Raw genomic sequence first — 13,616 nt, 5'->3', positions numbered from 1 at the left:
TTATCGAAAACTGAAGAATGGCATTAAGCATTTTGAAAAAAATCAGAAAACAAACCCTATGAAAACATTCAAATCACTACTAGTTATATTTTTATCTATTCACTTCGGTAATGCCCAAAATATAAATCCTAAAGAAGTCAAAGATGTCATGAAAAAAGTGGCAGATTGGCAAATGGACCATATCAATGACAGTTATAACAACAAAAAGCCTCATCATCCATTGCATTGGACAAATGCAGCTCTTTATGTAGGTATGAGCAAATGGGCAGAAATGGCTGATGATGATACTTACTACAACTGGTTGAAAGGAATCGGAAATCAAAATAACTGGCAACTTCACGAACGAAAATATCATGCGGATGATCACGCTGTTGGCCGTATGTATGCAGCATTATATAGAAAATATGAGCAAGAAGAGATGTTGGAACCTACCAAGGAACAATTTAGCTTTCTAATGCACCATCCCGCTAAGACCAAACTCGATTGGGCTACACCATATCACCAAGATCGCTGGAATTGGTGTGATGCTCTTTTTATGTCACCCCCCGTTTGGGCAGACCTTTATAGCATAACCGGAGAACAGAAATATTTAGATTTCATGTTTGAAGAATACAAAGCCACTACAGAATACTTATTTGATAAAAAGGAAAATTTATACTATAGGGATGAAAGGTTTAAAGACAAATTTGATAAAGGAACCAAAATATTTTGGGGACGTGGAAATGGTTGGGTCTACGCCGGTTTGGCCGATATTCTATCGAACTTAAAGCCACAAACCAAAGAATATGAATACTTCTTGGATATTTATAAAAAAATGTCCGAGAAACTTATTGAAATACAAACTCCAAAAGGACATTGGGCTATGAGTTTATTAGGTCAAGAATTTTATCCTACCCCAGAAACCAGTGGATCTTCCTTTTTTATATACGGTCTAACCTGGGGCATCAATAACGAAATATTAAAAGGTCGCAACTATAAAAAAGCCGTAGTGAACGGATGGAACGCCATGGCCAGTTATGTTGATGAAAATGGTATGCTGGGTTATGTTCAGCCAATTGGCGCAGCTCCTGGAAATGCAAGTGCAGACAAAACTGAAGTATACGGTACTGGTGCCTTCTTAAGCGCTGGTTCCGAAATCTACAAAATGGTGAACGATAATTGAAATAGGCAACCTAAATAAATCGGCATATATGAAACGAAAATATTTTTTACAACCCTCTAGTTTAAGAACCGCTGGTCTTACGCTATAAATGGGACCATGGGTATAGGTAAATTGGACCAATGAACGTTTAAAAATAACCTACGACCGTCACTTTCCATGGGAGTAGGTTTCTTACGGGTACATTAACAACTTTATCTGCCTCACAAATGGTTTGACTTCCATCCGTTAGACAATATAAAAACAAGACACTATAGGGCAAATAATTTAAATGATGTTACTTCGGTGGCACTACAAACAAACAATTAATCTATGATGCCCTCTACAGGTTGTGCCATTAAAAGTGGAGAATTGCCAAAGACCATTCAGGGGTATTTGAAATGCGTTAACTATGTTGGTTGCGAAACAGGAAGACCGTTAGGCGGACTTAATGCTAGATAAAAAGAATGAAGCCTCTTGAGCGGTTACTAAATTGCAAATAAATAATTACACTGTCAAATCAAAGCACTTTAGATACATCCTATACGAAGATGGGACGAAAGAATTCTATAATCATAAAAATGACCTCAACGAGTTTACCTATGAAGCTAAAAACTCGATGTAGACTGAAGTAATAGAAGAGATGAAAAAATATATTTTAAAAATAAAATCAACTTGGCACCTGAATTTATTTTATACATTTCAGCCTTATTTTGAAGAAAATAAAGTCAGGACCAGCGGTTCGGATGGTAGTCCAATAAAGGTTATTGGAGCATCTCAATAGAAAATTCTATATCTAATTCTTATAAAATATAGTACAATTAGTATATTTTTTTTCATGTTTAAGATTTAAATATCAATGAAATGAAATAATATCTCTAGTGAAACCAATTCGTTGATAACAACGAAAACTAACAGGATTAGGTAAAATTAATTTACAGTACAAAATCAACACTTTAAATTTTAAATGAACTTTAAACAATAAATAATTTGAGAACAACTATCCAACATTTTTCGTTTATACTTTTAATTAGTCTAATCACTTCTTTTTCGATAATAAAAACAGAAATACTAAACTTAGTAACAGAATATAAAACCAACCCTATTGGTATTGATGTACAAAAACCTAGATTGAGCTGGCAATTGAATTCAGATGAAAAGAATGTAAAACAAACTGCTTATGAAATTCGAGTAGCAGATTCTAAGGAAAATTTAGAAAGTGATAAAAATCTAATCTGGTCTACTCTCAAAGTAGAAAGCGACCAATCCGTAAACGTGGTTTATAAAGGTCCCGCCCTTAACTCAATGCAGCGCGTATATTGGCAAGTACGTATTTGGGACGATAAGGACAGAGTATCCAAATGGAGTATACCTGCGTATTGGGAAATGGGCATTTTAGATAAAGCTTTATGGACTGCATCATACATTGCTATGAACGATATCACCACAGAAAAAAAATCGCACCCTTCTCAATATTTTAGAACGGAATTTAAAACTGAAAAAACAATCAACTCCGCTAAAGTTCAGATAACCTCCTTGGGCCTCTATGAACTATACCTAAATGGAGAAAAAGTGGGTAATGATCTCTTTACACCAGGCTACACCAGCTATAACAAAAGACTGCAATACCAAACATATGATGTTACACATATGCTGAAAGCGAACAATGCAATTGGTGCTTTAGTTGGAGACGGCTGGTACCGTGGAAATATTGGATGGAAGGGCGACTACGCCTTTTACGGAAAACAACTTGCGCTACTGGTTCAATTACACATTAATTATACTGACGGTACAACAGAAACCATTTTGACCAACGAAGACTGGAAAGCTTCATACGGCCCTATTTTAGAATCGGATATGTACAATGGCGAAAAATACGATGCACGCTTAGAAATGGACGGTTGGGCCAAAACCGGATTTGATGACAACTCATGGAAAAAAGTTGAAATCTTGAAACATTCCAAGGACATTCTCGTAGCTCCACAAGGACCTCCCGTAAAAGCCATCGAAGAAATCAAGCCTAAAAAACTAATTACGACACCCAAAGGTGAAATTGTATTAGACCTGGGACAAAATATTGTAGGATGGGCCCGAATGAAAGTAAAAGGTAAAAAAGGTGACCAGGTTAGTTTAAAATTTGCTGAAGTTTTAGATAAAGATGGAAACTTTTACACCACTAATCTACGTGCTGCCAAAGCAACGGATATTTACACGTTAAAGGGGGATGGCGAAGAAATGTTTGAACCACATTTTACCTCTCATGGTTTTCGATTCATACAGGTCATAGGTTATCCCGGCACCTTAAGTCTGAACGATATTACAGGAATAGTGATTCATTCAGCAATTAGCCCTACTGGTAGTTTCGTAACATCAGACCCTATGATAAATCAACTACAAAGCAACATTCAATGGGGGCAAAAAGATAACTTTTTAGACATCCCAACAGATTGTCCACAACGTGATGAACGAGCAGGTTGGACAGGTGACGCACAAGTATTTAGTATGACCGCTGCTTATAATTTTGATGTTGCATCTTTTTATACCAAATGGCTTAAAGATTTGGCTTTAGACCAACACGAGAACGGATCTGTAACCAATGTTGTTCCGGACATTCTTACTGGTGGTGAAGGAGTAAGCGCCAAAGGAGGTGCTACAGGATGGGCAGATGCTGCAGTAATCATACCATGGACGGTTTATCAATCTTATGGGGACAAACGTATTTTAGAAGAGCAATATGACAGTATGAAAGGGTGGGTAGATTACATGTCCAAACGGTCAGGTAATGATTATCTTTGGAACGATCCTAAGCACTGGCATTGGGGAGATTGGTTAGCATACAATGCCGATAAACCGGACTACAACGGGTCGGTGACCGAGAAAGATTTAATTGCAACGGCTTACGCCTATTATTCCACTACACTTTTACATAAAATAGCTGACATCATTGGAAAAACTGAAGATGTTGAAAAATATGAGAGTTTGGCTAAGAACATAAAGACAGCTTTTATAAAAGAATATACCACCCCTAATGGCCGTTTAGTATCACATACACAAACAGCCTATGCAATGGCTCTTAGTTTTGATCTAATTCCTAAAAATCTAATCGAAAAATCGGCCGCATATTATGCAGCTGATATAGAGAAATTTGGACATTTAACAACTGGGTTTTTAGGAACTCCTTTACTGTGTACTACACTCTCAAAAATAGGTAGGGATGATTTGGCTTTTATGCTATTATTTAGAAAAGAGTTCCCGTCTTGGTTATACCCTATAACAATGGGTGCTACAACTATTTGGGAACGTTGGGACACGCAAAAACCAGACGGAACAATCATTGAAGGGATGAATAGTTTTAACCATTATTCGTACGGAGCTATTGGTGAATGGCTTTATACACATGTAGGTGGGTTAAGGATTGACCCCGAAAACCCGGGATATAAGCATATTATATTTGACCCGCACCCAGGAGGTGGACTAACTTCAGCAAATACAGAATTTTTATCCCTTTATGGAAAGATAAAATCTAACTGGAAAATCATAGACAGAACATTTCAATATGAAGTAACGGTTCCCCCAAATACCACAGCGACGGTAACATTACCAAATGCCAAAGCTGATGAAGTTTTACTTAATGATGCTAAATTGAAAAATGAATTTCATAAAATAATGAAGCAAACAGATGACGGTGTACAATTAAAATTAGGATCAGGCACCTATAAATTTTCGTATCCTCAAAAAAGTTGAAATAGTAGCAACAAATTAATTTGATAAAAAAAGCCCTAATCAACGATTAGGGCTTTTCCATGAGTATGCGCTACTATATAATTAAAAATTCATTTTTTTTAATTCTTCAACTGCATGGTTCGCAGCTCTAGCCGTTAAAGCCATATAGGTCAATGATGGGTTCTGGCACCCTGTAGAAGTCATACAAGCACCATCTGTTACGTACACATTAGGTACTTCATGTAACTGATTGTATTTATTCAGTACAGACGTTTTATTATCTTTCCCCATTCTAGCGGTTCCCATTTCATGAATTCCACCTCCCATAAATGAAGCTCTTTGGTTTGCCCTTACCTCTTTAAACCCAGCATTTTCGAGCATTTCTTGGGATTGTTCTATCCAATCTTTTTTCATTAGTTTCTCATTCTCCTTAAACTCGGCATCAAAAACTATTGTTGGTAAGCCAAAGGAATCTAGCTTATCATAATTAAGATACATATGATTCTCGTGATAAGGTAAAACTTCTCCAAAACCACCAAGATTAATACGCCATCCTCCCGGTTTCAACATTTCTTCTTTAAATTTTCCCCCATATGCATATTCGGGTATAACGGTACTATAATCAGTACGACCTGCACCACCCTGATAACCATATCCTCTTATGAAATCAACATTTTTAGAAGACCCATTTATATTCCTAAATCTAGGAATATAGAATCCATTTGGTCTTCTTCCTTTATAATATTTATCATCATATCCGTCTATTTTGCCACTGGCACCGCCACCAAGTTGGTGATCCATAATATTATGTCCCAATTCACCACTGGCATTACCCATTCCGTTAGGAAAAACATCAGATGTCGACTGCATTAAAATAGCCGTAGAAGCCATTGATGAAGCACACAGAAAGATAATTTTTGATTTAAACTCCATCACTTCCTTAGTATTCGCATCTATAATTTTAACACCTATAGCTCTTTTTTTTTCTTTATCATACAAAACCTCACATACAATAGAATCCGGTCTAATAGTCATATTACCAGTAGCTTCCGCCATTGGTAATGTGGACGAGTTTGAACTGAAATAGGCTCCATAAGGGCAACCACGTTTACATCTATTTCTATTCTGACAAGTGCTCCTTCCTGCACCTGGTTTTGTACCTTCGGTAATATGAGCCACTCTACCTATAGTCAAAACTCGATCCTCATAATTTTCTGATATACCTTTCTTTAAATGTTCTTCTACACAATTTAATTCCATTGGTTTCAGAAACACACTGTCGGGCAATTGAGTCAAGCCCAATGCTTCTCCACTAACACCAATATGCTTTTCTACATATGCATACCATGGCTCTATATCTTTATACCGTATAGGCCAATCTACACCAATGCCGTCTTTAGCATTGGCTTCAAAATCAAGATTGGACCAACGATAGGTTTGTTTTCCCCAAATCAAAGATCTCCCCCCTACTTGTGTACCCCTAATCCAGTCAAAACGTTTTACTTCATCATAGTCGAATTTTGAATCGTCATTAAAAAAATGCCGTGTTGTTTCATCAAATCCCCAACGGGATTGTTTAGGGTACATTGCTTTAACTTTTTCAGGAGTCACTCCTGCGTTTGGCAAGTCCCATGGGTCAAGGTTCATTGTCGGATAATCCAGAACATGCTTTACCATTCTTCCGCGTTCTAAAACAAGAGTTTTGAGTCCATTCTCACAAAGCTCTTTTGCAGCCCAACCACCACTAATTCCCGTTCCTACCACAATGGCATCAAAAGTATTTGTTGCTTCTATTGACATATTCTTTTATTAAGTTTTAAGAGTAAGCCCGGTCACAGTTTCGAAGGCACTATGACCGAGGTCATCCAATTATTCTTCAATTATTTTAATACTTGCGTAAAATCAAGTATTCAAAAGGCATTTAAAAATAGTGTTTAGAATATAATATTGTATCCTGTGCTATACTGATAAGGCATATTTAATATAAAAAGTATAACAACATTTTAAAATAATTGATATTACTTTATTGCCTTCGAAACAAATCCAGAATTACACAAAACAAATTTCAACTAATAATTTATTTAGTGCTTAATGTAACTGTTTCACTAGGCACATATCCTATTCTATATGCTTGAGCGATTACAATACTTGCCCTTGGGATTTCAAAAGGTTTTTGATAAATCGTCCATGAATTTGGAAGTTTGCCTTCCTTATCAATTATCTTATATCCTAACGAAGCTCCCTCTGTGAAACTATTCAGTGTAATTTTATGATTGATTAATTTTATTTCCGGATTCAAAGTTATTGGTTGAGTTTCTGCACCATTCCATAATTTAGTAATCAATTCTTTTTCCGGTAGATTGGGATCATCCCCTATTCCCTTTAACCACCGATCCATTTCTGCACTTAATTCTACCAATTTATCACTGTAGATAGGATCTTTAGCTAAATTATTTACTTCATAAGGGTCTATCTGTACATCATACAATTCTTCAACATCCTTAGATTCCCTGAACCAAAGTTCTTGTGAACTATCCAAATTTCCTTCATTGCGTAAACGCAATAATTCCTGCATGGCTGGTATTCTTTCCCTATATTCTACCGGTAAATAATAACCTTGTTCCGGTCTATAATTTCTAATATACTTAAATTGTTCATCGCGAACGGCACGAATAACATCAGTAAATCCATCAAAACGGTCAGCCGCGCCATGAATATATTTGCGTTCGTTTTCGGCCTTGTATTTTCCTAAAAATGCCTGTCCTTGCATATAGGAGGGAGGCTTAACCCCTATTAGGGATAAAAGTGTAGGTCCAAAATCTACAAAACTAAGTAACTCAGTAGCTTTAGTTCCTGCAAGCTGCTTTTTTGGAAACCTTATAATCATTGGCGTGTTTAAACCAGAATCGTAAATCAAACGCTTTTCCCTAGGTAAGGGTCCTCCATGGTCTCCGTAGAAAAAGATGATGGTGTTTTCTAGTAGTCCATCCTCCTCTAATTGCTTTAATACGGTTCCCACCTGCTTGTCCATTTCCGACACATTGTTGTATAGCTTCCACATATCCCTTTGTACTTTGGGAGTATTTGGAAGATATGGAGGAATATTAAAATCTGTATCTTTTGGCAAATGTATTGTCGTTTCCTCTTCTGTCATACGATCTTCGCCCCATTTAAATGTTCTATCCCCCTCGTGATAATGCCTTGTTTCTATCTCCCTAAATCCGTAAGGCTCAAACAGCCCTGATTCGTGTGTTTCTGTATAATTGAATACTGAAAAGAACGGTTGATTTTCATCACGATTCCGCCAATGGGCATACGGACTACTTTCATCCCAGGCCGTTTTAGGAGCATCAAATTGATAATCTTCCTTATAATTATTAGTGGTGTAATAACCGTTCAAACGAAGTAGTTCACTAATCATGCGGGCTTGCGGCGGCGGCACCGCCCCGTACGATGACAATCCAGTCACCTCAGTATAGGACGTAGTTCGCATATGGTTGGCCCCAATACTGGAAGGATACATCCCCATTATAATGGCAGACCTACTAGGAGCGCAAACTCCTGAAGTAGAATACAAATTTGGGTATACCACACCTTCTGCGGACAACCGACTTAAATTAGGTGTCACAATAGTGGAATCGCCAAAAGACGGAATATAGGGTCCCATATCTTCGGTTACCAACCATAAAATATTAGGCCGTTTAGGTAGTTGAATTTCAGTTTTTGCGACTTCTTTTTTAGACTCTTTATTATTTACCTCACAAGACATTAGTATAAATAAAGGGAATAGCAAACTTATTACGTTTATTGCTGAAAAATAATTCTTCACCATATCATATTTTTTATTATAAAATAAGTCCAAAAATTTGATTGACTTAAAAATCTTAGAATTCAATCTAAACTCTCTGCTATTTGATAAAATAGCTGTTGGAAAATTTTTTGGCACCTTTTGCCTTACCCTACAAGAAGCCGCTCATTCGAATCCCCTCCCTAAAAAAAAACGATAAACCCAACATTTTCAAAAGAATCGATATCATAACCTAAGGCGTTATGGAAAACACGTCCCTTACCGTATTCGATAATCATTAGTACCGTTTCCTGTCCGCCCGTTAGAGCATTTTCACTTAAATACTTTCCTGGAGCCAATACCGTAATATTCTCGACCAGACCACGTAATTTAGCATAGTATTCATCAATACCGGTCATTCCCACTTTTAGCATATCCTTGGTTATTGGATAACCCATATTTTGAATAGTAATTGGAAAACGATGTTTTTCTCCATATATACCTGCAGCTCCCTTACTTGTATTTATAACCCTTATGCCCAAATTATCATAATAAATATAGAGACCGTCCTTTTCGGTTCTATTGCTCCCCCACAAACCAATCATTTTAATATAAGCTTCCCATTCAGGAAAGGAATTGTTGGCTGCATGCACACTTACAAATCCGCCTCCATTTTTCAAATAAGTATCGAATGCCTTTTGTGTTTCGATGGGCCATGGTGTAGCCATCCATCCAAAATTGGATTGCTACCAAGTCTCGTCATTCTTGACAACTTCTGCTATATTTCACTAAAAAAAATACCATCAAGATAATGTTCCACTTCAACTCCTTTAACTACAATACGGGCAAGATTCCATTCATATTCGTTAACTATTTTTTTAGTAGACTCGTTCAGTTTAAAATTATGGGCATTTGCCGTGATTAAATCATATAATGAAGCTAAGGTTCGATTACGATTTGATAACCGTGTACCCTGCCATCTCTATATTCAGGATTGCTTTGGGCCCTAAACATCACACCTTAATTTGTTTCTTCACCCAAATGAGCCTCAAAAGCGAAAATAAAATCGGAATAAGATTCTCTTGTACACTGGAATGTATTTAGGGTGCCAGAAGTATATGTTCCTATAATTACACCATCTTCTAAATTAAATAGTGCCTTACCATTCTCTAATTCCCAACCATCAAGATTTTTGCCGTTGAATAATGGGACAAAATCACTTTTGGAGGTAATGAATAATATGATAATGAGGCTTAGATACAATAAGGTAATAAATAAGCTTTTCCTTTGTTTTTATATAAGTTTTAATTTAGAATTTACTATTGTAACATTGATTATCATTAAAGACCAAAGGCTATATTTAAAAAGAATTAACCACAAGTTTTATCTCATGTTTCCCAGATTCTAAACGGACAGAACCAAAAGCGACATTTACTTTCTTTCCATTGTGCATTAGCTCTTTTCCAAATGATGGAGCAATTTCAAACTCTGCTACCATATTGGCAGGAATTTCAATTTTAAAAATCTGGAGCCTAGAGGTCTCATAGGTGTATGCTCCTTTTATAGTTCCATTTATGGTAGGTACTTCTATACTCGAGTTTTTTAAGTTGCTCATCTGTGGTTTTATAATAGCGACCCCAAAGCCAGGTGTTTTTGGCTGAATACCCCAAAGTCCTCGTGGAATTACATTTGCAGGTACTGCGCCCCACGCATGGTTCCAGTCAAGATTGTTCTTATACTTTAAATCCCATGCTTCTAGGGTCATAGTAGATCCAACACGAATCATATTATACCAGCTTCTATCACTTTTGTCCGTTAGCAGTTCCAAAGCGTAATCTGCTGCTCCGGCGTTATAGAGACCGTCCATTAAGTATTGTGAACCATAAACACTACAAGCCATTCCTCTAGATTTTACATGTTCTACCACAGAGGGAATATGTTCCTCCGGCACCATATTAAAAGCTAAAGGCAGCATATTAGCATGTAAAGCAGCATGGTCCGTTCCAATTCCATCTACATAAACACCACGTTCTGAATCGAACATTTTTTCGTTGACAGCTTTTTTCGCTTTTAAGGCACGAAGTTCAAAATCCAATGCTTCGCCCGTTTTGCCTAAAACTTTTGCAAATTGGGACATAATCTTCATATTCTGGTAATAAAACGCATTAACTACAGTGTTATAGTCTTTAAATTCATAGCCATCACGTTCCCCTTTATTGGATGGGTCGCCTCCCCAACCCGCAGATGGCCAATCTACAATATCTCTAAACGTCTCCTTCATTTTTGGAGGGAACCCTAGGTTTTTCATTAATTCCGTCGTCATTTTAGTCGAGGTAATAAGACCGTCTTCGTTAGCGAGCTCATATAGGGTTTTATACTTCAACCGGTCATAGTACCTCTCAATAAGTTCTGTGTTGCCCGTATACATATAATCTGCATAAAACATAAGCGCTACATGCTGTTGCCATTCGGTTGGCCATGTTGGGTGTTCCATAAAATATTCTATGGTTTGCCTTGCAATGGCATATTCCCGATCGGTAGTATAATGACTTAGTTGATTTAAATACGCATCTGCTTCATACGGTATACGCTCTCGGTCCCCATCTACATAAAGACCGTTAAATGTTGTAGCCTTTATCGTGTATTTACAAATTTCCCATACCTGATTTAAAATATCATCAGAACTTTTGAAACTACTAGCGTCATCTTCCCAATAACTATGATGAGCCAGTAATGTAAAGTCTTCTGCTGTAATAGGTTCTTTAGCACCATCAACCTCCACATATCTAAACGGCATTAAAACAGAAAAATCTTTGGGAAGAGGTAGTGCCTTGCCAGGCAAAGTATTTCTCTTGTCTGGTTTTATTTGAAGTTGGTATTCCGTTTGATCCGGATTTACTTTAATCTTAATTTCCTGATACCTAATATGACTTTTTTCAAAAGGTTTTCTGTTGATGCTCTCACCTTCTAATTGTTCTCCTATTTTAAAGGTAAGTGTTCCTGAAGTTGTAGCCTTATATGTAAAATTGAGCGTTGCGAAAGCCGATTTTCCAAAATCTATAAAATAGGTGTTGCCTCTTTTTTCAAATATGACAGGTTTAATTTTATCTATTTGAAAACTGTTCGGTGTGGTTATCGTCGCCTTAGGGTTTCCCATTGTAAAAGACCGACTTTTAGAATATCGTGAAAGCCGATTGTCTTGATCCCAAATGCGTACTTTCCAGAAGTAGGTTTCTCCGTTTTTTAACGCTTTACCACCATGTTCTATTTCTGAAGATGCATTCGTTCGTATTTGCTTACTATCCCAGACATCGCCAATATTATTGTTTATATTTTCTTTAGATGAAGCAACCAACATTTGATAAGCCGATTGTGAAACCGCACCATCAGGCACCACCCATCCAAATTCTGGTTTAGGATCAATTACTGTAACCCCTTTCGTGTTCCGTATCCACTCCACTACCAAATCACTTGGCCCTTTAGAATAGTCATCGGAAAGCTCAAGTATAAGACTATTAGTTTTGTTGCGAAATGCCGATAATTTTTCTGCATATTTTGAATCTTTTGCCAGATTGCGAATCTCTTTGGGGTCTACTTCTAAATTGTAGAGTTCTTCAAAAGACTGGTCGTTGATGTAACGGAAGTATTTCCAATTTTTAGTACGGATTCCTTCACTTGGTGGTATATTCTCAAACTCCCAAATATGCTCGATTAATACGGTATCCCGTTCAAAATTGCTCTTGGATTTCTTTACTGTAGGCAAAAGGCTTTTACCATGCCATGCTTTGGGCTGATCAATACCGGCTAGGTCTAAAATGGTAGACGGAATATCTATATTCAAGGCCATAACATCACTATCCTTTTGCTTTTTCACCCGTGGATCATAGACAATTAAAGGCACCCGAACGGAATTATCATATAACAACCATTTACCAGCAAGCTGGCGCTCACCTAAGAAATAACCGTTATCTCCCATTAAAATAATAACTGTGTTCTCCGCAAGACCCCTCTTTTCTAGCTCGGCTCTAATTTTGGCAATCTCCCTATCTATACCAGAAATCATTCGATAATAGCCTTTTACACTATGTTGATATTTTTCAGGTGTATCGTATCTCCAAGTCCAACGCAACCGATTAAAACCATCTCGTACAAATTTAGGTTGAGCCTCAAAATATTTATCTTCTCCCAAATCCGCATCGGGCACATTAATGTTCTGCAGCAAAGCATCTGACTCCGTTTGCCAAAAATATTGGTCCTCCGCCCCATCATGAGCATGAGGAGCACTAAAACTTAAGGAAAGACAAAAAGGTTTATCTGTTTTTGCATCTGCAATAAAGTCTATCGCTTTCTGTCCTGTATACCGGGTTAAATGAACCGTGTCCTTAGCTAAAATTTTATAGTAATAACCACGTCTGTCTTTATACTCATAATTGCGATCATACGACTCATATTCGTCAAATTGATTTTCTAGTTTTTCATAACGGACTCCATATTTACCATAAAAACCTGTAAAATATCCATTCTCTTTTAAAATTGAAGGATATGACTGCGCCATGTAAGACTCCCTTATATTCCCTGTTTGAAAATTAAAATTATGGGTGCGTTCATATAGACCTGTTAGAATGCTTGCTCTACTGGCAGCACAGATTGGAGTGGTAACCATGGCGTTTTTAAAATAGGTACCCTCTCTTGCCAATTTATCCATTTCAGTGGTAGAAATGAGTTTGTTACCTGCATAACCCAAGGCATCAAAACGTTGGTCATCCGTTAGAATAAAAACAATGTTAGGCTTCTTAACTTCTTGGTTTTCAACTCTCTTTTGTGCTTTTGATGAAAGTATACACACGCAGAAAAATATTCCCACTAAAATTTTTATCCTCATAAATTTGTTATTTATTAAGCCTAGTTAAACTGACTTTTCAATTCTGAGTTCAGCAGCTCACAAGTTCTAATTCAAACTTATACTAT

At 37.0% G+C, this 13,616-nt stretch carries 8 protein-coding genes; 3 read left to right on the top strand and 5 right to left on the bottom strand.

The features are described from left to right. Window positions 1-58 precede the first annotated feature (58 nt). From BM296_RS09060 to BM296_RS09055, 3 genes are all read left to right on the top strand, one after another. Window positions 59-1,162, top strand: a complete 1,104-nt coding sequence (locus BM296_RS09060) for a glycoside hydrolase family 88/105 protein (RefSeq protein WP_091902736.1) — start codon at window positions 59-61, stop codon at window positions 1,160-1,162. Window positions 1,163-1,471: 309 nt separating this feature from the next. Further along, window positions 1,472-1,600, top strand: a complete 129-nt coding sequence (locus BM296_RS19710) for a hypothetical protein (protein ID WP_262493893.1) — start codon at window positions 1,472-1,474, stop codon at window positions 1,598-1,600. Window positions 1,601-2,128: 528 nt separating this feature from the next. Further along, complete coding sequence (locus BM296_RS09055; RefSeq protein ID WP_218157871.1) at window positions 2,129-4,882, top strand: glycoside hydrolase family 78 protein; 2,754 nt, start codon at window positions 2,129-2,131, stop codon at window positions 4,880-4,882. Between the two features lie 81 nt (window positions 4,883-4,963). On the opposite strand, the gene BM296_RS09050 is transcribed toward BM296_RS09055, so the two are convergent. The 5 genes from BM296_RS09050 to BM296_RS09030 all read right to left on the bottom strand — a co-directional run bounded on the left by BM296_RS09050 (window position 4,964) and on the right by BM296_RS09030 (window position 13,530). Beyond that, complete coding sequence (locus BM296_RS09050; protein ID WP_091902735.1) at window positions 4,964-6,661, bottom strand: GMC oxidoreductase; 1,698 nt, start codon at window positions 6,659-6,661, stop codon at window positions 4,964-4,966. Window positions 6,662-6,938: 277 nt separating this feature from the next. Then, the gene (locus tag BM296_RS09045; RefSeq protein ID WP_091902989.1) at window positions 6,939-8,693 is read right to left on the bottom strand and encodes a sulfatase family protein; all 1,755 of its coding nucleotides are present in this window, start codon (window positions 8,691-8,693) and stop codon (window positions 6,939-6,941) included. Between the two features lie 158 nt (window positions 8,694-8,851). Next, a complete protein-coding gene (locus BM296_RS09040) occupies window positions 8,852-9,376 on the bottom strand; it encodes a ThuA domain-containing protein (RefSeq protein WP_091902734.1) in 525 nt (174 codons plus the stop codon). 292 nt (window positions 9,377-9,668) lie between these two features. Continuing rightward, window positions 9,669-9,911: a 3-keto-alpha-glucoside-1,2-lyase-like domain-containing protein gene (locus tag BM296_RS09035; protein WP_177214937.1), complete on the bottom strand. Its 243-nt coding sequence runs from the start codon at window positions 9,909-9,911 to the stop codon at window positions 9,669-9,671. 97 nt (window positions 9,912-10,008) lie between these two features. Further along, window positions 10,009-13,530: a sulfatase-like hydrolase/transferase gene (locus BM296_RS09030; RefSeq protein ID WP_091902732.1), complete on the bottom strand. Its 3,522-nt coding sequence runs from the start codon at window positions 13,528-13,530 to the stop codon at window positions 10,009-10,011. Between the last annotated feature and the right edge of the window lie 86 nt (window positions 13,531-13,616).

The sequence above is a fragment of the Maribacter stanieri genome, assembly GCF_900112245.1.
GTDB lineage: Bacteria > Bacteroidota > Bacteroidia > Flavobacteriales > Flavobacteriaceae > Maribacter > Maribacter stanieri.
Note: the sequence above shows the minus strand (reverse complement) of the source record. Positions and strands in the feature narration are given on the sequence as shown.

Coding starts and splice junctions, on each gene's coding strand:
- BM296_RS19710 (WP_262493893.1), top strand. CDS start 1,472: ATGATGCCCTCTACAGGTTGTGCCATTAAAAGTGGAGAATTGCCAAAG.
- BM296_RS09040 (WP_091902734.1), bottom strand. CDS start 9,376: ATGGCTACACCATGGCCCATCGAAACACAAAAGGCATTCGATACTTAT.
- BM296_RS09050 (WP_091902735.1), bottom strand. CDS start 6,661: ATGTCAATAGAAGCAACAAATACTTTTGATGCCATTGTGGTAGGAACG.
- BM296_RS09030 (WP_091902732.1), bottom strand. CDS start 13,530: ATGAGGATAAAAATTTTAGTGGGAATATTTTTCTGCGTGTGTATACTT.
- BM296_RS09045 (WP_091902989.1), bottom strand. CDS start 8,693: ATGGTGAAGAATTATTTTTCAGCAATAAACGTAATAAGTTTGCTATTC.
- BM296_RS09060 (WP_091902736.1), top strand. CDS start 59: ATGAAAACATTCAAATCACTACTAGTTATATTTTTATCTATTCACTTC.